This is a genomic window from Caballeronia sp. LZ065 (assembly GCF_031450975.1).
GTDB lineage: Bacteria > Pseudomonadota > Gammaproteobacteria > Burkholderiales > Burkholderiaceae > Caballeronia.
In genome coordinates, this window is record NZ_JARUXV010000001.1 from 939,142 (window position 1) to 965,329 (window position 26,188).

Here is a 26,188-nt window from a genome sequence, read left to right on the forward strand (position 1 = left end):
CGGCGACGTCGAAGTGCGTTCAGGATTTTGATCATTCGCGAAGGATACGTTATGACGTTCCCGCCTGTAAACCGTGCACGCGGATTTTTTGTCCGCGTGCCGGCGACGACGCAAGTCAGACGGGATGAGCGAGATCCGCTGCGCTGGTGAACGAGTCTGCATAGAACTCGTCTTCCGGCAGGCGATGATGCTGCGTGAAATCGCGCTGCGCCGACTCCACCATCACGGGCGCGCCGCACGCGTAGACCTGATAGCCGCTCAAGTCTGGCAGATCCTCGATGACAGCACGATGAACGAAGCCCGTGCGGCCGTTCCAGTTGTCGCTCGGATCGGGTTCGGAGAGCACCGGGACAAACTTGAAGTCCGGGATCTCGCGCGCCCATTGTTCGGCGAGCGTCATCATGTACAGGTCGCGGGCGCGGCGGCCGCCCCAGTAGAGCGTCATCGGGCGGTTCAGGTTCTTGAACACCGCGTGCTCGATGATCGCCTTGATCGGCGCGAAGCCCGTGCCCGATGCCAGCAGCACGATGGGCTTGTCCGATTCGTCGCGCAAGAAGAAGGTGCCGAGCGGGCCTTCGAAACGCAGGATGTCGCGCTCCTTCATCGCACCGAAGACGTGGTCCGTGAAGGTGCCGCCCGGCATGTGGCGGATATGCAGTTCGAGCGGGCCTTCGTGATGCGGGGGGCTGGCCATCGAGTAGCTGCGGCGCTTGCCGTCCTTCAGGATGAACTCGATGTATTGCCCCGCGAGATACTGCAGCCGTTCGTTGGCGGGCAACTGCAGTTTCAGTTCGATGACGTCGTCGGCCTTCCGTTCGAGCGCGTTCACGCGGCAGGGCAGCTTCTTCACCTGCACGTCGCCGACGCCCGCCACTTCGCGCACGTCGATCTCGAGATCCGTTTGCGCGGTCGCGCAGCAGAACAGGGCCATGCCGCGCGTTTTTTCATCGTTCGACAACGCCGACGACGAATGCGGCGCCTGTTCGACTTCGCCGCTCACGACCGCGCCCTTGCACGACCCGCACGCGCCGTTCTTGCAGCCGTAGGGCAGGCCGATGCCCTGGCGCAGCGCGGCCGTCAGGACCGGTTCGTCGGGTTCTACTTGAAACTGCCGGCCGCTTTGCCGGAGCGTTACGTTGAAAGCCATAGATCGATTTCTGCGAGGGATGGAATTGTCTCGTGTGTCCTGGCGGCGCCGCACGCGTGTGGCAGGCGGCGGATAGAATGCCCGGATGATTGCTACTCGAACTCTGCGCCGCGCGCGCGTGCTGATTGTCGGCTGCGGCGATGTCGGCATGCGCACGCTGCCGCTTTTTCACGCGCAGGCGGCGGCGCCGCGCATTCTCGCGCTTACGCATCATCCCGAGCGCGCGGACGAACTGCGCGCGGCCGGCGCGAAACCGCTTTTCGGCGATCTCGACCGGCGCCGCAGCCTCAAACGGCTCGCCGGGCTCGCGCGCCGCGTGGTGCATCTGGCGCCGCCGCCGCGCGACGGCGAAACGGACCGCCGCACGCGTGCGCTGATCGCCGCCTTGCGCGCGCCGCGCCGTTCGGTGGCGCGCGGCGGGGGTGGACGCTGGCTGCATGCGGATCGCGCAGGAAAAGCCGCGTTCATTGTACCCGAGGGGCTGCGCGCGGCCATGATCCGCCGGGCTCGCAGCGTCGCGCCGCTGCGCTTCGTCTATGCCAGCACGACAGGCGTCTATGGCGATTGCGGCGGCGCGCGGATCGATGAAACCTGGCCTGCGCGGCCCGCCAACGAACGCGCGCAGCGGCGCGTGTCGGCGGAGCGGCAACTACGCGCGGCGGGCGTGCAGAGCGGCTGGCGGGTGTCCATCGTGCGCATTCCCGGCATTTACGCCGCCGACCGCCTGCCGCTTGCGCGCATCGAACGGCGCATGCCTGCGCTGATCGAGCAGGATGACGTCTTCACGAACCACATCCACGCCGACGATCTCGCCGCCATCCTCGTGCGCGCACTGGCGCGCGGGTGGGCGCAACGGGTGTTCAATGCGTCGGACGACACGGATCTGCGAATGGCGGACTATTTCGACCGCGTCGCCGATGCCCATGGCCTGCCACGCGTGCCGCGCATTTCCCGGCAAGAAGCCGAGACACGTCTGGAACCGGTCACGCTGTCGTTCATGCGCGAATCGCGGCGGCTCGGCAATGCGCGGCTGAAGCACGATTTGGGTATCGCGCTGCAGCATCCGACCGTCGACGATTTCCTGCGTGTCAATGCGCGCCGGTAGCGCGTCGCCAGCGTCAGATCAGTGCGGGAATCGCTTCCAGGAGGACAAAGCACATCAGCGCGCCAATCAGCGCGCCGATGAGATTCGGGGAGTATCGGTGCCGCACGTGCATGACGACAGCCAATGCCCCGATGAGGACAGCGCCCAGCGCGACGAACGCGATCAGCGCAACAGTCATGTGGGAGACCATGATGCCCTCCTGCTTTTTTGATAGTCATTATCGGTATCCGTAAGACCAGTATAAGAGGGCTGATCGCGGAAGGCATGCTGCGCCGCAGCGCCGGCCTTTCAGTGGTTACACCGATTTGCATGCGCAATGCGTGCGGATAAAAGCGGTGACGTCGGCGAGCACCGGCGAATCCGACTGACGCGCGGGCGCAAGGGCGTCGATGATCTGCCCGTGGCCATAGCCTGCGTAGGTTTTCAGCTCGACGGGAACGTCGTGGGTGCGCAAGGCCTCGGCGAAACGCAGGCTGTTGGACGGCTCGACCACGGTGTCGGCGGTGCCGGTGGCGAGGAGCATAGGCGGTTCGTTGCCGGAAACGAAGTCGATCGGCAGCGCCTGGGCGCGCAACGCCGCCGGGAAGATATCCGCCATGTGCGGTTCGCGCGGCGGGATGGCCGAGTAGGGCCCGGCAAGCCCGATCATGCCGCTCAGCGAAGTCTTCGAGAGTCCCTGCGCCGCGAGATAGCGCGGATCGGTGGCGATCAGCGCCGCGATGTGCGCGCCCGCCGAGTGCCCCATGACGAAGATGCGCCGCGGGTCGCCGCCGTATTCGCCGGCGTGATCGCGGGCCCAGCGGACGGCGGTGGCGGCGTCGTCGACGAAGCCGGGGAAGATGGTGTCCGGATACACGCGATAGTCGGGCGCCACCGCGACGATCCCCTGCATCGCCAGCGTTTCGCCGATGCCGCGCGCATCGGCGCGCTGGCCCGCCTGCCAGCTTCCGCCGTAGAAATACACCACCACGGGACGGCCGGCGCCGCTGCGGAGGTCCGGTGCGTAGACATCGAGGCGCTGGCGCGGCGCCGCGCCGTAGGCAAGCCCGTCCGCGCGCTCGTCGTCCTGCGCCTCCGCCCGGGACGCGCCGCTGCCGATGCCGGCCGCGAGCACGGCGAGCGAGAGGGACATGAACCGCCGTCTGGCCAGAATGGGCATGGTGTCCTCGAGAGTCGATTGCCGGGCGAACCACGGCAGCACGTCAAGGCGTGGGACGGCTGATCCGTGGGTTCAGGACGTCTGCAGCGGGTCGCCGCGCAGGGCGGCCAGGTCGGCGTCTTCGAGCCAGCGCCAGGCGCCTTCCGCGAGCGTCGACGGCAAAGCATAACCGCCCACCCGTTCGCGGTGCAGTTTCTCGACCCGGTTGCCCGCGGCGGCCACCATGCGCTTCACCTGATGGTATTTGCCTTCGAGCACGGTGAGTTCGAGCAGCCGCTCGTCGCGCCGGACGGCTGCGAGCGCCGCGCTCGGCCGGGTTTCGCCGTGCAGCAGTACGCCTTCGCGCAGTTTCGTGAGCTGCGAGTCGTCGAGCGGATGACGCAGCGTTGCCAGATAGACCTTCGGCACCTTGCGTTTGGGCGACGTGAACGCATGCACGAACGGGCCGTCATCGGAGAGCAGCAGCAAGCCGGTCGTGTCCTGGTCCAGCCGGCCGACCGCCTGTACGCCGCGTTCGGCGAATTGCGCCGGCAGCAGGTGGAAGATGCTCAGATGGTGTTGCGGATCGCGCGAGCATTCGTAGCCCGCAGGCTTGTTGAGCGCGAGATAGGCCTTCTCGCGATAGATCCAGCGCTCGGCATCGACTTCGAATGCGAGCCCGGACGTGGCGGTGAGTTCGTCGCGCGGGTCGTCGCGCACCACGCCGCCGATGCGCACGCGGCCTTCGGCCACCATGCCGCGGCACTGGCGGCGCGACCCGAAGCCTTGGGAAAAGAGGAGGGTTTCGAGGTCCATCGGATGAGCTGAGTTGAAGCGCGCATTCTAGCAAGGCGCGCTTTCGGTCAGCTCGGGTGGGGCGCAAGGGCATCTACTGCATGTCGATACGCCCATACGCGCCATCGGCCTCGAAGTTCGGACCGGCCGCGAAGAACAAGGTGTTCGAGGGCTGCGCGCTCAGGTTGTTGCCGAACGCGATGCCCCACAGTCCGCGCTGCACGAGCGGCGTGCCGTCAGTGTTCATCAGCTGGCCGACGAACGCGCCGGTCGTCGGATTGAACGCGTTGATCGTGCCGTCGCCGAAGTTGCCGACCAGAATCGTGTTGCTGTATGTGCCGAAGTTGCCCGGCGCCTGCGCGAGGCCCCACGGCGCGTTCAGCGGGCCGTTCGCCGCGAAGCGCTGCGTGAGATTGCCGTCGAGGTCGAAGACATCGACGAAACCCTGGCCCGCGCCCGGCACGTCGTCTTCGGCGTCGGCGTCCTGCTTCGCATAGGTGACGAAGATCTTCGCGCCGATCGTTTGGATGCCGAAGGGCGCGAAGCCCGCCGGAATCTGCGTGTCCGCGAAGCCGCCGGGCACGGCGATCCGGTTGAACGCGCCGTCGAAGACATCGACGCGGTTGTTGTGGAAGTCGGTCGCATAGAGGCGATGACCGCCCGAGGGCAGGGTGCCGAGCGCGAGACCCTTGTAGATCGCCCCCGACGCGCTGGAATCCACGACGGTGAAGGCGTGCGTGGTATCGACGGCGGGCGCCCACGCGGTGATCGAGCCGCCTTCGCCCGCGAACAGGAACGCGGCGACGCCCGACTTGCCCGCGCGCGAAAGCGTCAGGTCCGGTCCCTTGTTGAAAACGATGCCGGTGGGATTGGCGGGACCGTTCGCGGTCGCCGGAATCGACACGACGAGCGACTGGACGACGCCGTTGCCATCGTAGAGCGTGGCCGTCTGCGTGCCGTTGTTGGCGACCCAGACGAAGCCGTTCGGATTGAACGCGACGCCCCAGCTGTTTTTCAGATTCGGATCGGTGTGCGGCGCAGCGATGGCGCCGTCCGACACGACGATCGACGCCTTGAAGCGGGTGGGCGCCGGCATGTTGTCGTCGGACCCGCCGCACGAGGCGAGGGCCGTCAGCATGGCGAGTCCCGTCGCGCACACGGCGACGCGGTTCCGCAATCCGTTCAGCATGATGGTGACTCCTTCGGCAGGTTGCCGTCAGTGGTTTCGTCACCTTCAAACGGATGAGCGCGAAGCGCTATTCCGGCGTTGTGGTTCGCAATCGGCGCGCCGTCCGAACCGCGCGGCGCGGATCAATGGGCGTCGCCGCGTCCTTTCGCGACCGTCGGTACGCCCCAGCCGAACAGCGTCAGATGCGTGCTGGTCTCGATCGGCGCGGCCGTGTGGCGGGCGCCGACGCCCCAGCGGCCGTCGAATGTCATGGCGGGAACGCTCGGCTTCGGGATGCCGCTGGCCTGCTGGAAGTACTCCGTATTGCTCTCGTTCTGCACCGCGAGCGCGCGCCGCAGACTGGCCTGCGCCTGCCCGTTGCGCGGATCGAGCGACACGGCGCGGCGCGCGTTGCGCAGCGCGCACGACGGTTCCTTGTTGGCGGCGCAGGTGCGCGCGGTCGCGATGGCGCTGTCGCGCGCGCGTTCCTGACGCGACAGGTCGGCCGCGAGTTGCTGGATCTCGGGGCTGCGCGGCTGGTTTGCGTTGAGGGTGCGCAGATGGCGGCGCGCCGCAGCGAGATCGCGGCTGGCGAGCGATTGTTGCACTGCGCTGAGGGTGCGTGCGACGGATGGCGATTGGACGGGTGCGGGCTGTGCGGGCGGGTTGCCGGCGGCGAGGGAGACCGGCTTATGCGACGTGGCTTCAGATTGGGCGGGGCTCGCGGGGGCGGTCGATGCGAGCGGGGTCCGAGGAGGCTCGGCCAGTTGGAGGGGCCGGGCGGCGAGCGTGGCAGTGTTGGGCGCCTTCGCCGCGTTCACGATGGGCGCCGGTTTTGGCGCTGGCGTGACGGTGGGTGTCGCGGGCGTGACCGGACCGCTTGCCGAAGCATTCGCGCCGGGCAGCGGCTTCAAGGCCGCAACCTCCTGAAGCGACGGACGCGCGGTGTTTGTCGTGTCGGACGACGGCCTTGTTGCCGCAGTGGTGGGCGTGACCGGACCGTTTGCCGAAGCGTTCGCGCCGGGCAGCGGCTTCGCGGCCGCAACTTGTTGAGGTGACGGACGCGCCGCGCTTGTTGTGCCGGACGACGGCCTTGCAACGGGTTCGCTTGTTAACGTCGTGGTTGCGGTAATGACAGGTGCGACCGGCGTGCTTGCCGAGGCGTTCGCGCCGGGCAGCGGCTTCGTGGCCGCAACTTGTTGAGGTGACGGACGCGCCGCGGTTGTTGTGCCAGACGACGGCCTTGCCAAGGGTTCGCTCGCTGACGTCGCGGTTGCGGTAGTGACGGCCGCGACCGGCGTGCTTGCTGAGGCATTTGCGCCGGGCAGCGGCTTCGTGGCCGCAACTGGTTGAGTTGACGGACGCGTCGCGCTCGTTGTGCCAGACGACGGCCTTGCCACGGGTCCGCTTGTTGATGTCGTGGTTGCGGTAATGACAGGCGCGACCGGCGTGCTTGCCGAAGCATTCGCGCCGGGCAGCGGCTTCGCGGCCGCAACTTCCCGGAGCGAAGAACCCGCCGTGCTTGCGGCCGTCGCCGCAGCCGCTACCTCGCTGCGCGCAACGGCGGCGCGTGACGGCAGGGTTGCAGTAGATTGCTCGACGCGCGCCGCCACGACCGTTGGAGCGGATGCGGCTTGTCTTGGGGCCTTTTCCGCCTGAACGAGCGCCTGCGTTGTGTCCGGCTTTTGCGCGGCCGGCGGGCGCGCCGTTGCAGTCTGAGCCGGCGAGGCCGCCGTCGAAGCGGATCTGGAATGAGACAGCGACGCTTGCCGGGCGTCGCCGGCCTGGTCCGTCGGCTGATTGCCGGAATGAATCGCTCCCGCTGCGCTGAGCGTCGGACGGGCTTGCGTCGGATCGGCGGCCTCGTCCGAATGGACATACCAATACCCTCCGGCCGCCAGCCCGGCCACGACGCCGCCGACCAGCGCAGCCACGCTGGACCGCGCGGGCTTGCGGGCCAAGGTTTGCGGTTCGTCGCCTGGCTCGGCGACGCTCGGATAGGACGTCACCATCTTGCGGCGCACGGCGCGCTTGAGCCAGTGCGTGTCGCGCAGGTCGACGATATCGAGCTGTTCGGACGCGAGCTCCGGCTCGGCCATCGCGGCGGCCGGCGCGGTTTCGGCGGCGGAGGTGAAGATCGCTCCCTGGCGATCGGCGCCGCACTGCGGACACACGTCCTCGTCGGCCCGCGAGAGGGTGTTGCAGCGAAGGCAGATGACGGAGTCGAGTGACAACGAGTATTCGGTTCGATTCATGCCGCACCCCTGTTCGAATGTGGGTTCGATGCGTCGCGCGAGCGAGCCACGACATCGGCAGGTCCTAAGCAACCCGAAATGCGGGCGCCGCGCGGGCGAGCATCCTCGACATGCCCCGCGCGCGAAGGCTTCCTGACGCCGGTTGAAAGCTCATTGTTTCGGCCGATGAAATGACCGTCTACGCGATTGCGCACATTTGTATGGCGATGGACTTAGGGGAAACGCTTAAAGCCGTGGTCATGGCGAGCCGACTGGCCATCCGGACGACTGTCGGAAGCGTCGGAGACGCGTGACACTTCCTCATCGGACATGACGGAGTGATGTAGATGAGCACAAGCGGTTTGAACACGGCAGCGCGACAGCTGCTCGTTGGCCTGCCTTTCTTTATGGGCGCGATCGAATACCTGCTGCGGGTGGCGCTGAAGCAGCCCGGCCAGAATGACTTCTTCCCCATCTCGCTGGTGGCTCCGGGCGTCAGTCTGAACGTCGGGTTGACGTCGCTTCCCAGGACTATTCCGTCGGATTCCGAAGGGGAGCCAGACCCGCTCGTCGGGCGCGCCATTGTTCTCGCTAATCTGGGAGTTTTCGCGTGTCTGTTTGGCGTGTTGCCATGGATATACTTGCTTGTGGCCTCGTTTAGTCAGGAGGTCAGAGAGATTCTTCTTGTGTGGCCCTACCGGGAATCTACGGCCTACTACGTACTGTCATTCGCGCTCAGCGAAATCAAAGCAAGGAACACAACATGTTGAACATTGTGCTGGGATTCTTCCGGGAATATGCGCCAGTCATCATTGGCTGCGCTTTCATGCAGTTCTGCGTGCCGGGACTCGTGGACTGGTTTTATCGCGTCGTGCTGGCGGATGATCTCAAAGCCGCTGCGAAGGGCAAGCCATCGAAGGATGCCGTTGCGCCTTCATTGAGGTCTTCGCAAGGCGCTGCACCGGCTGAAGGCGCGTTCGAACGCTGATGCGCGGGTGTCGGAGTGGAAACGTCTGTGGGAGCCGTCTCGAAACTGTCTCGAAACCGTCCTGGACCCCAGCCCCAAACGCAAAAAAGCCGCTCTTAGGAGGAGCGGCTTTTCACAGGATTCGTGGTGCCCAGGGCCGGAATCGAACCGGCACGCCTTGCGGCGGGGGATTTTGAGTCCCCTGCGTCTACCAATTTCACCACCTGGGCTTGGATCAGCCTTGATCGTTCCACGGAGTTGCAACGCGAAATGCAGGCCAATCGAGTCCGCGATTATGACCGAAAACACCGTCGCGGGCAAGCGGGATCGGCGCTGTCGTGCGCCAGTCCTGCCGAATTGATCACTGCGTCGTCACTGCGCCAGATAGACAAACGCCCCGTTCCTGATGACGCCCATGACACTTGCGCGCTGATCCAGTCCGACGTGATCCGTCGCGCTCGTGTTCACGACGCCGTTCGGCACCACCAGTTCATGCGCGTGCTCGAGTTCCGAGCGCAGCGCCACACGGAATTCCTTCGTGCCAGGCTTGCCGGACTTCAGCGCGCGCGTCACGGCGTCCTGCAGACGCGGATAGACCCCCGCCGCGTCGCCCGCGAACTGGGTCACCGAGCCCTTGCCGTACTTGTCCTCATAGGCACTGACGAAAGCCAGCGCCGCCTTCTTCGACGGATGATCCGCCGGCAGCGTCCGTGCGACGACCACCGGCTGCGTCGGGAACAGCGTGCCCTCTACGTCCTTGCCGCCGAGCTTGATGAACTCCGGCGTGGCGATGCCGTGGGTCTGGTAGATCGCGCCCTTGTAGCCGCGTTCGACCAGCGTGCGCTGCGGCAGCACGGTCGGCGTGCCGGCGCCGGCGATCAGCACCGCATCCGGCTTCGCGGACATCAGCTTGAGAACTTGCCCGGTGACGCTGGCGTCCGTGCGGTTGAAGCGCTCGCTCGCCACAATCCTGATATGCCGCAGCTCGGCGAACTTGGTGAATTCGCTGAGCCAGCTGTCGCCGTAGCTGTCCGCGAAACCAATGAATCCAACCGTCTTCACGCCGTGGTTCGCCATGTAGCGTGTCATGACGTCGGCCATCGCGCGATCGGTCTGGGCCATCTTGAACGCCCAGATCTTCTTGCCTTCCTGCGGCTCCACGACGGACGCCGAGCCAATCAGCGTGATCATCGGCGTTTCGTACTCGGCGACCGGATCGAGCGCCGCGAGCGCCGCCGGCGTGATGTTCGGCCCGACGATCACATCGACCTTGTCTTCGGTGATCAGCTTGCGGATGTTGCGCACGGCTGCGCCCGGGTCCGAGCCGTCGTCGAGAATGATGTATTCCGCGTTCTGCCCGGCAATGGTCTTCGGCCACATCAGCATCGCGTTCTTGCTCGTGATGCCGATCGCGGCGGCGGGGCCGGTGCTCGACAGGTCGATGCCCACTTTCAATTGCGCATGCGCGGCGGCGGTAACGGCCGAGACGGCGGCGCCCGCAATCAGCCGGCGCATGAACTTCGACAACGTCATTGGAAAGTCCCCAGGGAAGTGGCAATCATTTTTGTAGCGGCACGCGGCCGCCGTTTTATACAGCGTTCATCACAGCTCGTAGCTTTCGTGATCGCCCGAGAGCGCCTGCTCGATCAGCTTGCGGTTGAGCGACGGCGACAGCAGTTCCACCAGCGTGTACACATAGCTGCGCAGATAGGCGCCTTGCTTGAGTGCGAGCCGCGTGACGTTGGTGCCGAACAGATGGCCGACCGGCATCGCGCGCAGATGGCGGTCGCGCTCCGGGTTGAACGCGATGTCCGCCATGATGCCCACGCCCAGGCCCAGTTCCACATAGGTCTTGATGACATCGGCGTCGATGGCTTCGAGCACGATATCGGGCGTAAGGCCGCGCAAGTGGAACGCCTGATTGATCTTGGTGCGCCCGGCGAACGACGCTTCGTAAGTAATGATCGGGTATTGCGCGAGATCGTCGAGCGAAAGGAGCTTGCGCTCCAGCAACGGATGATCCGGCTGCATGACCGCAAGATGCTGCCACTGGAAGCAGGGCAGCGAAACGAGTTCCTTGTAGCTCGCGATCGCTTCGGTGGCGATGGCGATATCCGCCTGGTCGCGGATCACCATCTCGGCAACCTGAGTCGGGCTGCCTTGCAGAATTGAAAGGTGAACTTTCGGAAAACGCTTCTTGAATTCGGCGATGGCGGCAGGTAGTGAATAGCGCGCCTGTGTGTGCGTCGCGGCGATCACGAGATTGCCCTGATCCTGCGCCGCGTAATCTTTACCGACACGCTTTAAACTCTCGACTTCCTGCAGGATGCGCTCGACTGACGCCAGGATGATGCGCCCCGGCTCGGTCAGCGACCGTACGCGCTTGCCATGCCGCGTGAAAATTTCCACGCCCAGTTCATCTTCCAGCTCGATGATCGCCTTGGAGACGCCGGGCTGCGACGTATACAGCGCCTTCGCGGCTTCCGTGAGGTTGAAATTCTGCCGCACGGCCTCGCGCACGAAGCGGAACTGATGCAGATTCATTTATAACCCAGTCGCATATCAAAGTAACTTTTCAGTCGTTTGCAATATATAGCAGGTTCTTTACTATCAGTCCAATTTTTCCAATATCCATATCTGTTTTCGTCATATGCAAATGAGTGAACCGTCTGAACGACGGCCGCGCCAGGAACTCAATGGATATTCGATGGATGAGACGCGCTGCGTAACCTAGGACGCAGTTGCTTTCCACAAGAACATGGGGTCCCCGAATGTACCAATACGATCAGATCGACCAACGCATCGTCGACGAACGTGTCGAGCAGTACGCCGACCAGGTCCGTCGCCGTCTGTCGGGCGAATTGAGCGAGGAAGAATTCCGTCCGCTGCGTCTGCAGAACGGCCTGTACTATCAGCGCCACGCGTACATGCACCGGATCGCGATTCCGTACGGCAACCTGCGCAGCGACCAGCTCCGCATGCTCGCGACCATCGCGCGCGAACATGACCGCGGCTACGGTCACTTCTCGACGCGCACCAACATCCAGTTCAACTGGGTCGAGCTCGAAGAAACGCCGGAAATCCTGCGCAAGCTCGCCTCGGTGCAGATGCACGCCATCCAGACGTCGGGCAACTGCATCCGCAACATCACCGCTGATCAATTCGCGGGCGTCGCGCACGACGAACAGGTCGATCCGCGTCCGTGGGCGGAAATCTTGCGCCAGTGGTCCACGTTCCATCCGGAATTCGCGTGGTTGCCGCGCAAGTTCAAGATCGCGGTGAACGGTTCGACGGAAGACCGCGCGGCCGTGCAGATCCACGACATGGGCGTCTATCTGAAGCTGAACGCGCAGGGCGAAGTCGTAATGGACATCCTCGCGGGCGGCGGACTGGGCCGCACGCCGATCGTCGGCGCGATCATCAAGCGTGATCTGCCGTGGCAGCATCTGCTCACCTATTGCGAAGCCGTCCTGCGCGTGTACAACCGCTACGGCCGCCGCGACAACATGTACAAGGCGCGCATCAAGATTCTGGTGAAGGCGCTGTCGCCGGAGAAGTTCTCGAAGCAGGTCGAGGAAGAGTGGCAGCATCTGAAGGACGGCCCGTCCACGCTCACACAGGACGAAGTGACGCGCGTGTCGGCGTACTTCGCGCCGCCCGCCTATGAAAAGCTCGCGGACACCGACGTCTCGTATGAAAAGCATCTGATCGAAAGCAAGCCGTTCGCGCGCTGGGTCGAACGCAACGTGCGTCCGCACAAGGTGCCGGGCTATGCGTCGGTGACGCTGTCGCTCAAGCCGCAGCACATCGCGCCGGGCGACGCCACCGATCAGCAGATGGACGACGTCGCCACGCTCGCCGATGAATTCTCGTTCGGCGAAATCCGCGTGTCGCACGAGCAGAACCTGATTCTCGCGAACGTGAAGAAGCACGACCTGTACACCGTGTGGGAGCGTGCGAAGGCGCTGGGTTTCGCGACGGCAAACGTGGGTCTGTTGACCGACATCATCGCGTGCCCGGGCGGCGATTTCTGCTCGCTCGCGAATGCGAAGTCCATCCCGATTGCGCTGGCCATCCAGGACCGCTTCAACGATCTGGACTATGTGTACGACCTGGGCGACCTGTCGCTGAACATCTCGGGCTGCATCAACGCGTGCGGTCACCATCATGTGGGCAACATCGGCATTCTGGGCGTCGACAAGGACGGTTCCGAGTGGTACCAGGTGACGCTCGGCGGCGAGCAGAGCTCGGGCGCGACCGGCGCGCATCTCGGCAAGGTGATCGGCCCGTCGTTCTCGGCCGAAGAGATGCCCGATGTGATCTCCCAGGTGGTCGACACCTTCGTCGACAACCGCGGAGAGGGCGAACGTTTCATCGAGACGTTCAACCGCATCGGCATCGCGCCGTTCAAGGAGCGCGTGTACGCATCGCGCCAGGCTCACGCTTAAGGATTCGCACATGACCTTGATTATCAAGAACCGCGCCATTGTCGAAGACGCCTTCACCGTCGTGCGCGCGGCGGAAGACGGCACGCTGCCCGCCGTCGACGCGCTGCCGGCCGGCAAGATCATCGTGCCGTTCGCGCTGTGGAAGGAACACAAGGCGGCGATCGTCGCGACGCGCCCGCAGGAAGACATCGGCGTGTGGCTCGCGCCGGATGACGAACCCGCCGACCTCGTCGCGGACTTTGCCCAGTTGAACGTGATCGCCGTGGATTTCCCGGTGTTTCGCGATGGCCGTGGTTTCTCCATCGGCCGCCTGCTGCGCGAGCGTTATCAGTGGACCGGCGAACTGCGCGCGATCGGCGATGTCTTGCGTGACCAGGTCGCGTTTCACGCGCGCTGTGGTTTCGACGCGTTCGCCGTGCGCGCCGACAAGGACATTCACGACGCGCTCAATGCGTTCGGCGAATTCACCGAGCTGTATCAAGGCGCCACCGACAATCCCGAACCGCTGTTTCGCCGCCGCGCGGCATTGATCGCGACGCTTGGAGCGTAAGGCATGACCCCTGAATTGCAAGCCAAGGTTGAACGCCTCGACGCGCTGCTCGATTCGATCGCAGCGCGCCACGAGCGCGTCAAGCTAGCCAGCAGCCTCGCCGCGGAAGACATGGTGCTGACGCACGCCATTCTGTCGCGCGGCGTGAAGATCAGCATCTTTTCGCTGAACACGGGCCGCCTGCATGCGGAGACGCTCGGCATGCTCGATACCGTCAAGCAGCGTTATGGCTATGACATCGAGCAGTTCCTGCCGCAACAGGATGCCGTGGATGCCTATGTGCGCGATCACGGCCTCAACGCGTTCTACGAAAGCATTGATTTACGCAAGAGCTGCTGCCATATCCGCAAGGTCGAGCCGCTCAATCGTGCGCTGTCGGATGTGTCCGCATGGGTGACCGGTCAGCGCCGCGAGCAGTCGGTCACGCGCGCCGAACTGCATGAGGAAGAGCACGACGAACCGCGCAACATCGCGAAGTTCAATCCGCTCACGGACTGGACCGAAGCCGATGTGTGGGATTACCTGAAGGCGCTCGACGTCCCGGTGAATCCGCTGCATGCGCGCGGTTATCCGAGCATCGGCTGCGAACCCTGCACGCGCGCCGTGCGTCCCGGCGAGGACAGCCGGGCGGGCCGCTGGTGGTGGGAGTCGCGCGATACGAAGGAATGCGGTCTGCACATCACGAACATCAAGGTTGTCGAGGAAGCACCGAGCTCGGCGATCCAAGGCGCATAAGTCACATAAGACGCCGCATTACACCCAGTCACTGAACGCGACGCTTCGAAGAACCCAAGCGCCGCCACAAAAAAGGATCGAGAACATGAGCACGACGCTCGACTCAACCGTCAACGCGCCGGTCGTCAATCAGGCTACGCGCATGGATCACCTGGATTGGCTCGAAGCCGAGTCGATCCACATCATTCGCGAACTGGTCGCCGAATGCAGCAAGCCCGCGCTGCTGTTCTCGGGCGGCAAGGATTCGGTGGTCGTGCTGGCGCTCGCGCTGAAGGCGTTCGGACTCGGCGCGAACCGCAAGACGTCGCTGCCGTTCCCGCTCGTGCATATCGACACCGGCCACAACTTCCAGGAAGTGATCGATTTCCGCGACCGCCGCGCGGCCGAGATCGGCGCCGAGCTGGTGGTGGGCCACGTGGAAGATTCCATCAAGAAGGGCACGGTGCGCCTGCGCCGCGAGACCGATTCGCGCAATGCCGTGCAAGCAGTGACGCTGCTCGAGACCATCGAGGAATACGGCTACACGGCGATGATCGGCGGCGCGCGCCGCGACGAAGAGAAGGCCCGCGCGAAAGAGCGCATCTTCTCGTTCCGCGACGAGTTCGGTCAGTGGGATCCGAAGGCGCAGCGCCCGGAACTGTGGAGCCTCTATAACGCGCGCCTGCATGCAGGCGAACACCTGCGCGTGTTCCCTATCTCGAACTGGACCGAACTCGACATCTGGCAATACATCGGGCGCGAAAAGCTCGAACTGCCGTCGATCTACTACGCGCATGACCGCGAGATCGTGCGCCGCAACGGCCTGCTGGTGCCGGTGACGCCGCTCACGCCGGTGCGCGAGGGCGAAACGGCCGAGGTTACCCAAGTCCGCTTCCGCACGGTCGGCGACATCAGCTGCACCTGCCCGGTGGCGAGCGACGCCGACGACGTCGAGAAGATCATCGCGGAAACGGCCGTGACGGAAATCACGGAACGCGGCGCGACGCGGATGGACGACCAGGCGTCGGAAGCCGCGATGGAACAGCGCAAGAAGCAAGGTTATTTCTAAGCGATACGCCCCAAGGACGAACGAATCATGAGCATCTATCAAGCAGAAGACCTGGGCGTGTTGCGCTTCATCACGGCAGGCAGCGTGGACGACGGCAAGAGCACGCTGATCGGACGCCTGCTGTACGACAGCAAGGCGGTATTGTCGGATCAGCTTTCCGCGATTTCGCGCGCGAAGAACAAGCGCACCGCCGGCGATGAAATCGATTTGTCGCTGCTGACGGACGGACTGGAAGCCGAGCGCGAGCAGGGCATCACCATCGACGTCGCGTACCGCTATTTCGCGACGGCCAAGCGCAAGTTCATCATCGCCGATACCCCCGGCCACGAGCAGTACACCCGCAACATGGTGACGGGCGCATCGACCGCGCATGCGGCGATCATTCTCGTCGACGCGACGCGCGTCACGCTCGAGAACGGCGTCGCGCAACTGCTGCCGCAGACCAAGCGTCATAGCGCGATCGTCAAGCTGCTCGGCCTGCAGCATGTGATCGTCGCGATCAACAAGATGGATCTGATCGAGTACAGCGAAGCCCGTTTCAACGAGATTCGCGACGCCTACGTCGTGCTCGCGCGCCAGCTCGGCATTGCTGACGTGCGCTTCGTGCCGGTCTCGGCGCTGAAGGGCGACAACATCGTTTCGGCCAGCGAGCGCATGCCCTGGTATGCGGGCGAGCCGCTGCTCGATCTGCTCGAATCGCTGCCGGTCGCGCAGCCCAACGATCAGGCGCTGCGTTTCCCGGTGCAGTGGGTCGCGCGTCAGGACGGCTCGCAGGCCGACGACTTCCGCGGCTACATGGGCCGGGTCGAGGCGGGCGAAGTGCGCGTGGGCGATGCCATCGCCGTGCTGCCGGCCAACCGCGAAGCGACGGTCGCCGAGATCATCGCCCCGGTGCCGGGCGGCGTGGCGCCGGTGGACCGCGCGTTCGCGGGCCAGACGGTGACGATCCGCCTGACGGAAGACGTCGATGTGTCGCGCGGCGATACCTTCGTCCCGCTGACGCAGAAGGTCGAACCGGCGAAGAAGCTCGAAGCCGATCTCTGCTGGTTCGACGAAGAACCGCTTTCGCTGCAGCGCAAATACTTGCTGAAGCAGACGACCAATACGGTGTTCACGCGGATCGGCGCGGTGAAGCAGGTGCTGGACGTGCATACGCTGTCGCATTCGGTGGATCGCGGAACGCTCGCGATGAACGATATCGGCCGCGTGGCGCTCACGTTGCAGAAGCCGCTCGTCGCGGACGAGTACGATACGCATCAGGGCACCGGCGCGTTCGTGCTGATCGACGAAGCGACGCATCACACGGTCGCGGCCGGTATGATTCGTGCGGTTTCCGCATGAGGATGCTGAACGCGTGAGTCCAACGATGAAAGCTATGGGTAAGGTCTATCTGATCGGAGCGGGGCCGGGCGCGGCGGATCTCATCACCGTGCGCGGCATGCGTCTGCTCGAACAAGCGGATGTGGTGCTGCACGACGCGCTGATCGAGCCGGCGATGCTCGACTACGCGCCCAACGCGAAGAAGATCGCGGTCGGCAAGCGCTGCGGCCAGCGTTCGACGGCCCAGCATTTCATCAACAAGCAGATCGTCGATGCGGCGCAGGAGCATGGTCTGGTCGTGCGCCTGAAGGGCGGTGACCCGATGCTGTTCGGCCGCGCCGACGAGGAAATGCGCGCGCTCGAAGCGGCAGGTGTCGAGTACGAGGTGGTGCCGGGCATTACGGCGGCGCTGGCGAGCGCGGCGTCGCTGAAGCGCTCGCTAACCTTGCGCGGCGTGTCGCGCAGCGTGGCGCTGGCGACGCACTCGCGCGCCGCGGACAGCGAGACTATCCGCGAGCAGGCACAGGCGGATTCGCTCGTGTTCTACATGGGCCGCGAAAGCGCGCCGGAAATCGCTCAGCAATTGATCGATGCGGGACGTCCGGGCGCAACGCCGGTCGCGATCGTCGAGGCCTGCAGCACGGCGCGTGAACGCACGCTGACGTTGACGCTCGCGCAGATGGCGCTGGGTGAGGCGCAGGAATGGCTGGACCCGTCGCAGCCGAGCTTGTTGATGATTGGCGAGGCGTTTCGCGAACGGGCGTTGGTGAAGCCGAAGGTGCATTTGAAGGGGATGCAGGCGGCGGCTTGAGGCAGGGTGTTCGAGCAAATCATGAGAAGCGCACTGGTGAAACGGTGCGCTTTTTTGTTATAGGAGCGGGCTAGAGTTGCACCAATCTGAGCCACTTTCTCTTTGCGTTGTCGGCTAGAAGGATGCTGCGTTTTCCGTCCGGTTGCCGTCTCGTTGCGCGCGCGGCCGGCTTACTTTCCCACTTGCCTCAAGCAATATCCCGCGACCGCGTCCAGCACGGCATCGTCCTCACCGACGGCCGTCGCGCAAGAAATGACCACACCCGGATGCGCCGCCTGACACCGCGCGACGATCTCCGGCAGATCCTTCCGCACATGTCCGCCTTGCCCGAAGAACACCGGCACGACGGTGATCGCATCGCACCCTGAGGCAACCTGCGACGCCACCGCCGCCGGCAAGTCCGGCGTCATCAGTTCGAGGAAGGCAAGCGTAACCGGCTCGGCACGCGTTGCGCGCAGTTTCGCCGCCAGCCGCTCGAAGGGCTCGGCCCAGCGCGGATCGCGTGCGCCGTGACCGAACAGGATGATGCCGTGCTTGCTCATCGTGCGCTCCGGGGAAATCGAGCCGTCAGTGCCGCTCCACCCACTTCAAGCCCAGCAGCCCGACGGCGAGATAGGCGAGGGCAGGCACGGCCGCGGTGATCGGCGCGGGCCAGGTATTCAGATTGCCGATATGCGAGAACAGCGTGTTGAACAACTGGAAGCTCATGCCGATCATGATGCCGCCGAACACCTTCACGCCGACCACACCGGCGCGCGTGTGCAGATAGGCGAACGGCAACGACAGGATCAGCATCACGAACACGGCGAACGGATAAAGAATCTTGCGCCAGAACGCGATCTGATAACGCTGCGTGTCCTGATGATTCTCCGTCAAGTGCTGGATATAGCGGAACAGGTTGAACATCGACATGCGATCCGGCGACACCAGCAGCACCGAGAGAATCTGCGGCGTCAGTTCCGAGCGCAGCGAGTATTCGGGCAGCGTCGTCTGGGTCGCGCGATACACCGGGTTCAGCGTATCGCCGGGATTCACGGCTTGCGGCGGTGCGTCGGAGAGTCGCGTGTCGGTTACGCCGGTCAGTTTCCAGTGGCCCGGCGGCTCGTACACGCCGGTCTTCGCGATGCGCACGTTGGTCAGGCGGAACTTGCCGTCGAACTCGTAGATGCGCACGTCGGCGATGGACGTATCCGGATTCAGCGTGCCGACGTTGACGAAGCGCGTCACCTGCTCGCCGTTTTCCTTGGCGGTCAGCGTGTCCTTCACCCACACGCCGGACTGGAAGTTCGACGATACCGACGAACCGAGCGCCTCGAGCCGCACACGCTCGGACAACTGGTCCGTGTACGGCCCCACCACCTCGCCGATGAGATAGGTGACGAGCACGAGCGGTACGCCGATCTTCAGCAGCGAACGCAGCGCGGCGCCGGTCGAGAGCCCGGAGACGCGGAAGATCGTGAACTCGGACGCCGCCGCCATTTGCGCGAAGACGTAGATGGCCGAGATGAGCGCGGCGACCGGAATGATTTCGTAAAAGCGCGACGGCGTCTGCAACGCGACGCGCAACACCGCGAGCGGGAGCTTGTAGTTGCCGTGGCCGACCGTGTTCAGCTCGTTGATCAGGTCAAAGAAGAAGAACAGGCCTGAAAACGCGAACAGGATGAAGATGAACGCGAGGTAGATCTGGCGCGCGAAGTATCGTTCGTAGATGCGCATGGGTTCAGGCTCCCTTCGAACGCGTCAGGGATGCAAGCCTGAAGAGCGGCCGGTTGCGGATCCGCAGCCAGAAGATGAACGCGACCAGCGCGCCCACGATCACGTGCAGTCCCACCAGTCCCACGCCGAAGGACACCTTGCCCTGTTCGATCCACGATTGCACGACGTTCAGCAGGTTCGAATAGGTGAGATAGATGAGCACGGCCATCACGAGGTTGATGGTGCGGCTGCGACGCGGATTCTGGTAGGACAGCGGAATGGCGAGCAGCATCAGGTTGATGGCGATGAGCGGCAGCCCCGCGCGCCAGGCGAATTCCGCGAGATTGTCCTTGGTGGGCGTGGCCAGCAGGTCGGGCGTCGAAATGCCGGTGGTGCTCGGCGTGTTGACGACCTGGCGGCTCATGATCTTCACGCCGTAGCGCTCGAACTCCATGATGCGGAAGTTGGGCTGGCCGGGTTCGCCGTCATAGCGGCGGCCGTTGTCCAGCACGATGAAACGATCGCCGTCGTTGCGCGTTTCCGTGTGACCCGTCTGCGACACGATCACGTTGACCTTGCCGCCTTCCGTGCTGGTGACGAACACGTTCTGCACCTGGGCCTGGTCTGGCGACATTTTCTCGATGAAGAACACGCGGTGGCTCGACGGCGATTCGCGGAACTGGCCGGGCGCCAGCAAGGACACTTCATCGCGTTGCTGGAAGCGCGCCTTGATGAGCTTGCTCTGCTGGTTCGACCAGGGCCAGCCGACGAACGCGAAGAACATGATGAGGATGATGATCGGCGTGGAGAACACGGCGACCGGCTTGATGAGCTGGGTCTGGCTCACGCCCGAGGCGAGCCACACGACCATTTCGGAATCGCGATACCAGCGCGTCAGTACGAACAGGATGGACACGAACAGCGTCACGATCAGCATGACCGCGAGATAGCCGATGACAGTGAGCCCGATCAGCACGACGACGTCTCTCGGGTCAATCTGACCCTGCGCCGCGAAGCCGACGATGCGGATCATCATGGTCGTCAGCATGATCGTGAGCAGCACCATGAACACGGCGCCGGCCGTGTACGCGAGTTCGCGCTGCAGGGAGCGTTCGAAGATCATTGAATTTTGCTTAAGACTGGCGGCGATGCGGAATCACGCACGCACCTCTTCGGCAGACGGGGAGGGGTCTTGCTTACCCTCACGCCGCAAACCGGTGACTGCCGCGGAAAAAATAGCGGATAATTGCGGCTTTCATCCTTCAGCCAAGATTTTATCCGAGGATAAGCGCGATGGACTTTAGCATAAAAGCCTGTGATTGGAGCGAAGGCGAGGCAAATGGTTTCCTTACCGGAAAGTCGGATGTCATCGTCCTCGGCATCTTCGAAGCGCAGTCGCTCACGGGCGCTGCGCGTGACATGGATGTCGCGACCCAGGGCCTGATTTCGCGCATCGTCAAGGCCGGCGACATGAGCGGCCGCGCCGGCACCACGCTGCTCGTGCCCGAAGTGACCGGCATCGGCGCTTCGCGCGTGTTGCTCGTCGGGCTCGGCAAGCAAGATGCCTTCACGCAGAAAGCCTATGGCGAAGCCGTGCGCGCCGCATGGCGCGTGCTGCTCGGCGCGAAGATCGGCCAGGCCACCTTCACGCTCGCGCAATTGCCGATCCAGGAGCGCAGCGGCGACTGGGCCGTGCGCGCCGCCATCCTCGCGCTGCGCGAACTGACCTACAAGTTCACGCAGATGAAGAGCAAGCCGGACACCACGCCGCGCGCGCTCAAGAAGGTCGTGTTCAGCGTCTTCAGCGCCGACGAGAAGGCAGCCAAGGCCGCGTTGAAGCAGGGCGTGGCCATCGCCAACGGCATGGACCTCACACGCGATCTCGGCAACCTGCCGCCCAACGTCTGCACGCCCACGTATCTCGGCCAGACCGCGAAGAAGCTCGGCCGCGACTGGAAGCTCAAGGTCGAGGTGCTCGGCCAGAAGCAGATCGAGGCGCTCGGCATGGGCTCGTTCCTGTCGGTGGCGAAGGGCTCGGTCGAGCCGCCGCAGTTCATCGTCATGCACTATCAAGGCGCGGGCGACGCCACCAAGGCGAAGGGCAAGAACGCGCCCATCGTGCTGGTCGGCAAGGGCATCACGTTCGATTCAGGCGGCATCTCGATCAAGCCCGGCGAGGGCATGGACGAAATGAAATATGACATGTGCGGCGCGGGATCCGTGTTCGGCACGCTGCGCGCGGTGGCCGAGATGGGCCTCAAGCTCAACGTGATCGGTGTGGTGCCGACCTGCGAGAACATGCCCGCGGGCAATGCGCTCAAGCCGGGCGACATCGTCACCGCGATGAACGGCACGACCATCGAAGTGCTCAACACGGACGCCGAAGGCCGCCTGATCCTGTGCGACGCGCTCACTTACGCGGAACGCTTCAAGCCGTCCGCCGTGATCGATATCGCGACGCTGACGGGCGCGTGCATCATCGCGCTCGGCCATCACAACACGGGTCTGTTCGCGAAGGACGACGCTTTGGCGGGCGAACTGCTCGACGCTTCGCGCGAAGCCGTCGATCCGGCGTGGCGCCTGCCGCTCGACGACGAGTATCAGGATCAGCTCAAGTCGAACTTTGCGGACCTGGCGAACATCGGCGGGCGTCCGGCGGGCAGCGTAACGGCGGCATGCTTCCTGTCGCGTTTCGCGGCGAACTATCCGTGGGCGCACCTCGACATCGCCGGCACCGCGTGGAAGAGCGGCGCGGCGAAGGGCGCGACCGGCCGGCCGGTGCCCTTGCTCGCGCAGTTCCTGATCGACCGCGCCGGCGCGTGATGTGGGCATGACGCACGTATGACGCGCATCGACTTCCATACGAACGTCGGCGATCCGCTCGCGTACGCCTGCCGCCTCGCGCGCAAGGCGTACCTGAGCGGCAAGCCGCTCGTCGTGCTCGCGGAGCCCGCGCGGCTCGCCGCCTTCGACGAGCAGCTGTGGACCTTCCAGCCGCTCGAATTCGTGCCGCACTGCATGGCGAAGAGTCCGCTCGCGCAGGACACGCCGGTCGTGCTGACCTCGAATCTCGACGAAGCGCCGCATCATCAGGTGCTGGTGAATCTCGGCGCGCCGGTGTCGGCGCAATTCGCGCGCTTCGAGCGGCTGGTGGAGATCGTCGTCAGCGAGGGCGAGGAACTGGCGGCGGGGCGTGAGCGCTATCGCTTCTATCGCGATCGCGGCTATGTCATCGAAACGCACAATCAAGGCAATCAGGGCGGGTGAGCGAACAGAGCGGCCGGGCGTGGCTGGCTAAGCTCTGTTCGAACCACCACGCCTTGAACACCGACGCGGCCTGGCTGCCGCGCTCGACAGGAGACCCCTTCCCATGACGGACAAGCCGCATTCCTTTGATCCCTCCATTCCGGTCCTCACCGACGTCGTCGTGCCCGGCAAGCCGGAGTACGCGCGTGCGCCGTCCGCCAATCTCGCGATCGAATACGACGCGGAACAGATCGCCGGGCAATTGCGCGGACGCTTCACGCAGTTCCTGACGGGCGATGCCCGCGCGCTGATCGAGGAGCGCTGCCGTGAAGTGCTGCGCGAGCACTCGGCCCAACTGGTCTCGGCCATCACGCGTGAAGTGGCGACGGCGCTCGAGAGCCACATGAGCGAATGGGTGCGCGAGGCGGTGGAAATCGAGTTGCGCCGTCAGCACGGCGAGTAAACGGTGCATGAAGGGCGCATGAAGGGCGCATGAAGGACGCATGCGCTTGTTAGTGCAGCGAGAGGATCCAGTCGGCGAGCGCCGCGGCCTGATCCGGTGAAATCTGCGTATTGGCGGGCATCGGCACCGGGCCCCACACGCCCACGCCGCCTTCCATGATCCGGCGCGCGAGCATGTCGCGCGCGCCTTCGACTTGCCCATACTTGTGAGCCACGCTGTCGAACGACGGCCCCATGAAGTTGCGCGAGACCGAATGACAGCTCATGCAATTGTGGCTTTGCGCGAACGCGAGCATCGAGGCGCTTTCGTTCTGCGCGCAAGCCACGCCGCACACGCTCCACCACACCAGTCCCGCAACGACGCTCCTGAGCTGTGCTTTCATGTGGTCTCCCCGATGCACGCGCACGCTTCACGTTGTCGCGCATTATAGGAGACATGGCGTGCGACACGCATGATGCGGCAAGGGGCGCCGCTGCGCCCCTTGTTCACGATTGGCCCGTGCGTTTCAGCCCGCGTTTCAGCCCGCGCTTTAGCCCGTTACTGCGCCCTTGTTGGCCGGCTGCGCCAACGCTGCGAATTTCGCCAGCACGCCCCGTGTGTACTTCGGCGCCGGCTGCTTCCAGGCGGCGCGGCGGCGCGCGAGCTCGGCGTCGTCCACGTTCAGCTGCAGCAGCAACTTGTGCGCGTCGATGGTGACCGAATCGCCTTCCTGCACCAGCGCGATGGTCCCGCCGGCATACGCTTCCGGCGCCACGTGCCCGACCACCATGCCCCATGTGCCGCCCGAGAAACGCCCGTCGGTGATGAAGCCGACTGACTCGCCCAATCCCTTGCCGATGATCGCGGACGTCGGCGCAAGCATCTCCGGCATGCCCGGTCCGCCCACCGGCCCGAGATAGCGCAGCACGAGAATGTCGCCGGCCGTGATCTTGTCGGCGAGAATCGCGTCCATTGCGCTCTTCTCGTCGTCGAACACGCGCGCGGGACCGGTGATGACCGGATTCTTCAGGCCCGTGATCTTCGCGACCGCGCCGTCTTCCGCGAGATTGCCGCGCAGGATCGCGAGGTGGCCTTGCTTGTAAAGCGCCTGTGCGATCGGGAAGATGACCTTCTGGTCGGCGCGCGGCTTGGCCGGCACGTCCTTCAACTCGTCAGCGATCGTGCGGCCCGTGATCGTCATGCAGTCGCCGTGCAGGAGACCGGCATCGAGCAGGAGCTTCAGCACTTGCGGAATGCCGCCGGCCTTGTGGAGATCGGTCGCGACATACTGGCCCGACGGCTTCAGGTCGCAGATCACCGGCACTTTCTTGCGCATGCGCTCGAAGTCGTCGATGCTCCATTCCACCTCCGCCGCATGCGCGATGGCCAGATAGTGCAGCACGGCGTTGGTGGAGCCGCCCGTTGCCATGATCAGCGCGACGGCGTTCTCGATCGACTGCTTCGTGATGATGTCGCGCGGCTTCAGATCCTTCTTCACGGCCTCGACGAGCACACGCGCCGATTCGGCGGCGGACTCGACCTTTTCGTGATCGGGATTCGCCATCGTCGATGAATACATCAGCGACATCCCGAGCGCCTCGAACGATGAGCTCATCGTGTTGGCGGTGTACATGCCGCCGCACGAACCCGTGGAGGGGCACGCGTTTTTCTCGACGCCCTTGAAGTCTTCCTCGCTCATGCGGCCCGCGGAGAATTCGCCGACCGCCTCGAACGACGACACGATGGTCAGGTCGCGGCCCTTCCAGTTGCCCGGGCGGATGGTGCCGCCGTACACATAGATGGACGGCACGTTCATGCGCGCCATGCCGATCATGCCGCCCGGCATGTTCTTGTCGCACCCGCCGATCACCACGACGCCGTCCATCCACTGCCCTTGCACGGCGGTCTCGACGCAGTCGGCGATCACCTCGCGCGACACCAGCGAATACTTCATGCCTTCGGTGCCCATCGACATGCCGTCCGAAATGGTCGGCGTGCCGAAAATCTGCGGATTGGCGTCGGCCTTGCGGATCGCCTCGATGGCCGCGTCGGCGAGCGGTTGCAGGCCGGCATTGCACGGCGTGATGGTGGAATGCCCGTTGGCGACGCCGATCATCGGCTTGTCGAAGTCGGCTTCCTGATAGCCGAGGGCGTAATACATCGAGCGATTGGGCGAGCGCGCAACGCCCTGGGTGATGTGCTTCGAGCGGCGATTGAAGGCCATGGTGTGCTCCTGAGGGGAATTTTTGGTCTAGTCCGGCAAGCATGCGACTCGCGCGATGTATCTGTCCAATATATTATTCATGGCTAATAAGGTCGCAAAACATATCAATGGATCCGCGCACCCCGCCTTTCGATCTGCGCCTCTTGCGCTACTTCGTCACGGTCGCCGAGGAGATGCACTTCGGCCGCGCCGCCGTGCGCCTGGCCATGACCCAGCCGCCGCTCTCGCAGGCGATACGCGGGCTGGAAGAAGCGCTTGGCGTTGCATTGTTCGTGCGGACGAAACGGAGCGTGGAACTGACGCCGGTCGGCAAGGATCTGCTGCCCGAGGTGCGGCGCCTGCTCGCGTCCGCCGATGCGCTGCGTCCGCTGGCGCAGTCACTGGCGCGCGGCGAGGCGGGCGTGCTGTCGCTCGCGTTCGTCTCCACGGCCGACTACGGCTTGCTGCCCGCACTGCTGCACGCGTTCGGCGCGCGCCATCCGGGCGTCCGGCTGCAACTGACCGAAGCAACCAGCGACGTGCAGATCGAGGAACTGGTGGCCGGCCGCATCGACGCCGGGCTCGTCATTCCGCCGCTGCCGGCGCGCCATGCGGGCGCGCTGTCGTATCTGCCGGTGGCGCGCGAACCACTGGTCGTCGCGATGCCCGCCGCCACCGCGCGCGAGCTCGGGCAGGGCGAGCCGGAGTGGGCGGACACGGGCGTCGAACTGACCGCGCTGGCCGGCGCGCCGCTCATCGTGTTTCCGCGACGGCTCGCGCCCGGCCTGTACGACAGCATCATGGGCTGCTACGGCGCTGCGGGCCTGACGCCGCGCATCGGCCAGGAGGCCATCCAGATGCAGACCATCGTGAGCCTGGTCTCGGCGGGCATGGGCGTCGCGCTCGTGCCGCGTTCGCTGCGGCATCTGCGGCGCACGGGCGTCGTGTACCGGCCGTTGCGCGCGCCGGAGGACCCGGCGATGCTCGTCGAAACGGGGCTCGTGTGGCGCGCGGCGGAAGTGAGCCCGGTGCTGGCCGGCTTCATCGACATCGTCCGTTCGCGGGCGCAAGGCGCCGGTTCTGTATGATGCGGCCTTGAGGTTCGCTCGAGGCCCCCTCGAAGTCCGTCAGCTCTT

At 64.7% G+C, this 26,188-nt stretch carries 26 protein-coding genes and 1 tRNA gene; 13 read left to right on the top strand and 14 right to left on the bottom strand.

Going from position 1 to position 26,188, the window contains the following annotated elements; translation table 11 throughout:
* Positions 1-115: 115 nt before the first annotated feature.
* Positions 116-1,147, bottom strand: coding sequence for a CDP-6-deoxy-delta-3,4-glucoseen reductase (locus tag QCE63_RS04350; protein WP_309830884.1), 1,032 nt, complete (start codon positions 1,145-1,147; stop codon positions 116-118).
* 85 nt (positions 1,148-1,232) lie between these two features.
* Between QCE63_RS04350 and QCE63_RS04355 the strand changes: the two genes are divergently transcribed.
* The gene (locus QCE63_RS04355) at positions 1,233-2,252 is read left to right on the top strand and encodes an NAD-dependent epimerase/dehydratase family protein (RefSeq protein ID WP_309830886.1); all 1,020 of its coding nucleotides are present in this window, start codon (positions 1,233-1,235) and stop codon (positions 2,250-2,252) included.
* Positions 2,253-2,265: 13 nt separating this feature from the next.
* On the opposite strand, the gene QCE63_RS04360 is transcribed toward QCE63_RS04355, so the two are convergent.
* The 5 genes from QCE63_RS04360 to QCE63_RS04380 form a co-directional block, all read right to left on the bottom strand.
* Positions 2,266-2,442: a hypothetical protein gene (locus QCE63_RS04360; RefSeq protein WP_309830887.1), complete on the bottom strand. Its 177-nt coding sequence runs from the start codon at positions 2,440-2,442 to the stop codon at positions 2,266-2,268.
* Positions 2,443-2,547: 105 nt separating this feature from the next.
* The gene (locus QCE63_RS04365; RefSeq protein WP_309830888.1) at positions 2,548-3,384 is read right to left on the bottom strand and encodes an alpha/beta hydrolase; all 837 of its coding nucleotides are present in this window, start codon (positions 3,382-3,384) and stop codon (positions 2,548-2,550) included.
* Between the two features lie 99 nt (positions 3,385-3,483).
* Positions 3,484-4,206, bottom strand: a complete 723-nt coding sequence (locus QCE63_RS04370; RefSeq protein WP_309830890.1) for a 16S rRNA pseudouridine(516) synthase — start codon at positions 4,204-4,206, stop codon at positions 3,484-3,486.
* A 73-nt stretch (positions 4,207-4,279) separates the two neighbouring features.
* Complete coding sequence (locus QCE63_RS04375) at positions 4,280-5,374, bottom strand: TIGR03118 family protein (protein WP_309830892.1); 1,095 nt, start codon at positions 5,372-5,374, stop codon at positions 4,280-4,282.
* 122 nt (positions 5,375-5,496) lie between these two features.
* Complete coding sequence (locus QCE63_RS04380; RefSeq protein WP_309830895.1) at positions 5,497-7,608, bottom strand: hypothetical protein; 2,112 nt, start codon at positions 7,606-7,608, stop codon at positions 5,497-5,499.
* 326 nt (positions 7,609-7,934) lie between these two features.
* Between QCE63_RS04380 and QCE63_RS04385 the strand changes: the two genes are divergently transcribed.
* Both QCE63_RS04385 and QCE63_RS04390 read left to right on the top strand, forming a co-directional pair.
* The gene (locus QCE63_RS04385) at positions 7,935-8,357 is read left to right on the top strand and encodes a hypothetical protein (RefSeq protein ID WP_309830897.1); all 423 of its coding nucleotides are present in this window, start codon (positions 7,935-7,937) and stop codon (positions 8,355-8,357) included.
* Entirely contained in the window at positions 8,351-8,575 is a 225-nt protein-coding gene (locus QCE63_RS04390; protein ID WP_309830900.1) for a hypothetical protein, read from the top strand. The genes QCE63_RS04385 and QCE63_RS04390 overlap by 7 nt, the downstream gene beginning before the upstream one ends.
* Before the next feature lie 124 nt (positions 8,576-8,699).
* Here QCE63_RS04390 and QCE63_RS04395 read toward each other — a convergent pair.
* From QCE63_RS04395 to QCE63_RS04405, 3 genes are all read right to left on the bottom strand, one after another.
* A tRNA-Leu gene (locus QCE63_RS04395) sits at positions 8,700-8,784 on the bottom strand.
* Positions 8,785-8,926: 142 nt separating this feature from the next.
* A complete protein-coding gene (locus tag QCE63_RS04400; protein WP_309830902.1) occupies positions 8,927-10,087 on the bottom strand; it encodes an ABC transporter substrate-binding protein in 1,161 nt (386 codons plus the stop codon).
* Positions 10,088-10,156: 69 nt separating this feature from the next.
* Positions 10,157-11,098, bottom strand: a complete 942-nt coding sequence (locus tag QCE63_RS04405; protein ID WP_309830904.1) for a CysB family HTH-type transcriptional regulator — start codon at positions 11,096-11,098, stop codon at positions 10,157-10,159.
* 227 nt (positions 11,099-11,325) lie between these two features.
* Here QCE63_RS04405 and QCE63_RS04410 point away from each other — a divergent pair, with 227 nt between their 5' ends.
* The 6 genes from QCE63_RS04410 to cobA all read left to right on the top strand — a co-directional run bounded on the left by QCE63_RS04410 (position 11,326) and on the right by cobA (position 17,466).
* Positions 11,326-13,002 carry a nitrite/sulfite reductase gene (locus tag QCE63_RS04410; RefSeq protein ID WP_309830907.1) on the top strand — a complete coding sequence of 559 codons (1,677 nt, stop codon included), beginning with the start codon at positions 11,326-11,328 and terminating at the stop codon, positions 13,000-13,002.
* 10 nt (positions 13,003-13,012) lie between these two features.
* Positions 13,013-13,552 (top strand): DUF934 domain-containing protein, encoded by a 540-nt coding sequence (locus tag QCE63_RS04415; RefSeq protein WP_309830909.1) that lies wholly within the window; start codon positions 13,013-13,015, stop codon positions 13,550-13,552.
* 3 nt (positions 13,553-13,555) lie between these two features.
* Positions 13,556-14,287, top strand: coding sequence for a phosphoadenylyl-sulfate reductase (locus tag QCE63_RS04420; protein WP_309830911.1), 732 nt, complete (start codon positions 13,556-13,558; stop codon positions 14,285-14,287).
* Positions 14,288-14,372: 85 nt separating this feature from the next.
* Complete coding sequence (gene cysD, locus QCE63_RS04425) at positions 14,373-15,335, top strand: sulfate adenylyltransferase subunit CysD (protein ID WP_309830913.1); 963 nt, start codon at positions 14,373-14,375, stop codon at positions 15,333-15,335.
* Positions 15,336-15,362: 27 nt separating this feature from the next.
* Positions 15,363-16,676: a sulfate adenylyltransferase subunit 1 gene (locus QCE63_RS04430; RefSeq protein WP_404990082.1), complete on the top strand. Its 1,314-nt coding sequence runs from the start codon at positions 15,363-15,365 to the stop codon at positions 16,674-16,676.
* 34 nt (positions 16,677-16,710) lie between these two features.
* Positions 16,711-17,466 (top strand): uroporphyrinogen-III C-methyltransferase, encoded by a 756-nt coding sequence (gene cobA, locus QCE63_RS04435; RefSeq protein ID WP_309833679.1) that lies wholly within the window; start codon positions 16,711-16,713, stop codon positions 17,464-17,466.
* A 170-nt stretch (positions 17,467-17,636) separates the two neighbouring features.
* On the opposite strand, the gene QCE63_RS04440 is transcribed toward cobA, so the two are convergent.
* The 3 genes from QCE63_RS04440 to lptF are packed head-to-tail and all read right to left on the bottom strand — an operon-like array spanning position 17,637 to position 20,284.
* A complete protein-coding gene (locus QCE63_RS04440) occupies positions 17,637-18,008 on the bottom strand; it encodes a CbiX/SirB N-terminal domain-containing protein (protein ID WP_309830914.1) in 372 nt (123 codons plus the stop codon).
* A 25-nt stretch (positions 18,009-18,033) separates the two neighbouring features.
* Complete coding sequence (gene lptG / locus QCE63_RS04445) at positions 18,034-19,182, bottom strand: LPS export ABC transporter permease LptG (protein WP_309830916.1); 1,149 nt, start codon at positions 19,180-19,182, stop codon at positions 18,034-18,036.
* A 4-nt stretch (positions 19,183-19,186) separates the two neighbouring features.
* The gene (gene lptF / locus QCE63_RS04450; protein WP_309830918.1) at positions 19,187-20,284 is read right to left on the bottom strand and encodes an LPS export ABC transporter permease LptF; all 1,098 of its coding nucleotides are present in this window, start codon (positions 20,282-20,284) and stop codon (positions 19,187-19,189) included.
* 170 nt (positions 20,285-20,454) lie between these two features.
* On the opposite strand from lptF, the gene QCE63_RS04455 reads away from it, so the two are divergent.
* The 3 genes from QCE63_RS04455 to QCE63_RS04465 all read left to right on the top strand — a co-directional run bounded on the left by QCE63_RS04455 (position 20,455) and on the right by QCE63_RS04465 (position 22,870).
* Positions 20,455-21,984 (top strand): leucyl aminopeptidase, encoded by a 1,530-nt coding sequence (locus tag QCE63_RS04455; protein ID WP_309830920.1) that lies wholly within the window; start codon positions 20,455-20,457, stop codon positions 21,982-21,984.
* Positions 21,985-22,002: 18 nt separating this feature from the next.
* Positions 22,003-22,428, top strand: coding sequence for a DNA polymerase III subunit chi (locus QCE63_RS04460; RefSeq protein ID WP_309830922.1), 426 nt, complete (start codon positions 22,003-22,005; stop codon positions 22,426-22,428).
* A 103-nt stretch (positions 22,429-22,531) separates the two neighbouring features.
* Complete coding sequence (locus tag QCE63_RS04465) at positions 22,532-22,870, top strand: DUF2486 family protein (protein ID WP_309830924.1); 339 nt, start codon at positions 22,532-22,534, stop codon at positions 22,868-22,870.
* 49 nt (positions 22,871-22,919) lie between these two features.
* On the opposite strand, the gene QCE63_RS04470 is transcribed toward QCE63_RS04465, so the two are convergent.
* Positions 22,920-23,252 (bottom strand): c-type cytochrome, encoded by a 333-nt coding sequence (locus QCE63_RS04470; RefSeq protein WP_309830927.1) that lies wholly within the window; start codon positions 23,250-23,252, stop codon positions 22,920-22,922.
* A gap of 147 nt (positions 23,253-23,399) precedes the next feature.
* Entirely contained in the window at positions 23,400-25,073 is a 1,674-nt protein-coding gene (gene ilvD, locus QCE63_RS04475) for a dihydroxy-acid dehydratase (protein WP_309830929.1), read from the bottom strand.
* A gap of 107 nt (positions 25,074-25,180) precedes the next feature.
* On the opposite strand from ilvD, the gene QCE63_RS04480 reads away from it, so the two are divergent.
* A complete protein-coding gene (locus QCE63_RS04480) occupies positions 25,181-26,140 on the top strand; it encodes a LysR family transcriptional regulator (RefSeq protein WP_309830931.1) in 960 nt (319 codons plus the stop codon).
* The last annotated feature ends 48 nt before the right edge of the window (positions 26,141-26,188 follow it).

Excerpts from the sequence above, each read along its gene's own strand:
- QCE63_RS04350 (WP_309830884.1), bottom strand. The coding sequence starts at position 1,147 with ATGGCTTTCAACGTAACGCTCCGGCAAAGCGGCCGGCAGTTTCAAGTA.
- QCE63_RS04355 (WP_309830886.1), top strand. The coding sequence starts at position 1,233 with ATGATTGCTACTCGAACTCTGCGCCGCGCGCGCGTGCTGATTGTCGGC.
- QCE63_RS04360 (WP_309830887.1), bottom strand. The coding sequence starts at position 2,442 with ATGGTCTCCCACATGACTGTTGCGCTGATCGCGTTCGTCGCGCTGGGC.
- QCE63_RS04365 (WP_309830888.1), bottom strand. The coding sequence starts at position 3,384 with ATGTCCCTCTCGCTCGCCGTGCTCGCGGCCGGCATCGGCAGCGGCGCG.
- QCE63_RS04370 (WP_309830890.1), bottom strand. The coding sequence starts at position 4,206 with ATGGACCTCGAAACCCTCCTCTTTTCCCAAGGCTTCGGGTCGCGCCGC.
- QCE63_RS04375 (WP_309830892.1), bottom strand. The coding sequence starts at position 5,374 with ATGCTGAACGGATTGCGGAACCGCGTCGCCGTGTGCGCGACGGGACTC.
- QCE63_RS04380 (WP_309830895.1), bottom strand. The coding sequence starts at position 7,608 with ATGAATCGAACCGAATACTCGTTGTCACTCGACTCCGTCATCTGCCTT.
- QCE63_RS04385 (WP_309830897.1), top strand. The coding sequence starts at position 7,935 with ATGAGCACAAGCGGTTTGAACACGGCAGCGCGACAGCTGCTCGTTGGC.
- QCE63_RS04390 (WP_309830900.1), top strand. The coding sequence starts at position 8,351 with ATGTTGAACATTGTGCTGGGATTCTTCCGGGAATATGCGCCAGTCATC.
- QCE63_RS04400 (WP_309830902.1), bottom strand. The coding sequence starts at position 10,087 with ATGACGTTGTCGAAGTTCATGCGCCGGCTGATTGCGGGCGCCGCCGTC.
- QCE63_RS04405 (WP_309830904.1), bottom strand. The coding sequence starts at position 11,098 with ATGAATCTGCATCAGTTCCGCTTCGTGCGCGAGGCCGTGCGGCAGAAT.
- QCE63_RS04410 (WP_309830907.1), top strand. The coding sequence starts at position 11,326 with ATGTACCAATACGATCAGATCGACCAACGCATCGTCGACGAACGTGTC.
- QCE63_RS04415 (WP_309830909.1), top strand. The coding sequence starts at position 13,013 with ATGACCTTGATTATCAAGAACCGCGCCATTGTCGAAGACGCCTTCACC.
- QCE63_RS04420 (WP_309830911.1), top strand. The coding sequence starts at position 13,556 with ATGACCCCTGAATTGCAAGCCAAGGTTGAACGCCTCGACGCGCTGCTC.
- cysD (WP_309830913.1), top strand. The coding sequence starts at position 14,373 with ATGAGCACGACGCTCGACTCAACCGTCAACGCGCCGGTCGTCAATCAG.
- QCE63_RS04430 (WP_404990082.1), top strand. The coding sequence starts at position 15,363 with ATGAGCATCTATCAAGCAGAAGACCTGGGCGTGTTGCGCTTCATCACG.
- cobA (WP_309833679.1), top strand. The coding sequence starts at position 16,711 with ATGGGTAAGGTCTATCTGATCGGAGCGGGGCCGGGCGCGGCGGATCTC.
- QCE63_RS04440 (WP_309830914.1), bottom strand. The coding sequence starts at position 18,008 with ATGAGCAAGCACGGCATCATCCTGTTCGGTCACGGCGCACGCGATCCG.
- lptG (WP_309830916.1), bottom strand. The coding sequence starts at position 19,182 with ATGCGCATCTACGAACGATACTTCGCGCGCCAGATCTACCTCGCGTTC.
- lptF (WP_309830918.1), bottom strand. The coding sequence starts at position 20,284 with ATGATCTTCGAACGCTCCCTGCAGCGCGAACTCGCGTACACGGCCGGC.
- QCE63_RS04455 (WP_309830920.1), top strand. The coding sequence starts at position 20,455 with ATGGACTTTAGCATAAAAGCCTGTGATTGGAGCGAAGGCGAGGCAAAT.
- QCE63_RS04460 (WP_309830922.1), top strand. The coding sequence starts at position 22,003 with ATGACGCGCATCGACTTCCATACGAACGTCGGCGATCCGCTCGCGTAC.
- QCE63_RS04465 (WP_309830924.1), top strand. The coding sequence starts at position 22,532 with ATGACGGACAAGCCGCATTCCTTTGATCCCTCCATTCCGGTCCTCACC.
- QCE63_RS04470 (WP_309830927.1), bottom strand. The coding sequence starts at position 23,252 with ATGAAAGCACAGCTCAGGAGCGTCGTTGCGGGACTGGTGTGGTGGAGC.
- ilvD (WP_309830929.1), bottom strand. The coding sequence starts at position 25,073 with ATGGCCTTCAATCGCCGCTCGAAGCACATCACCCAGGGCGTTGCGCGC.
- QCE63_RS04480 (WP_309830931.1), top strand. The coding sequence starts at position 25,181 with ATGGATCCGCGCACCCCGCCTTTCGATCTGCGCCTCTTGCGCTACTTC.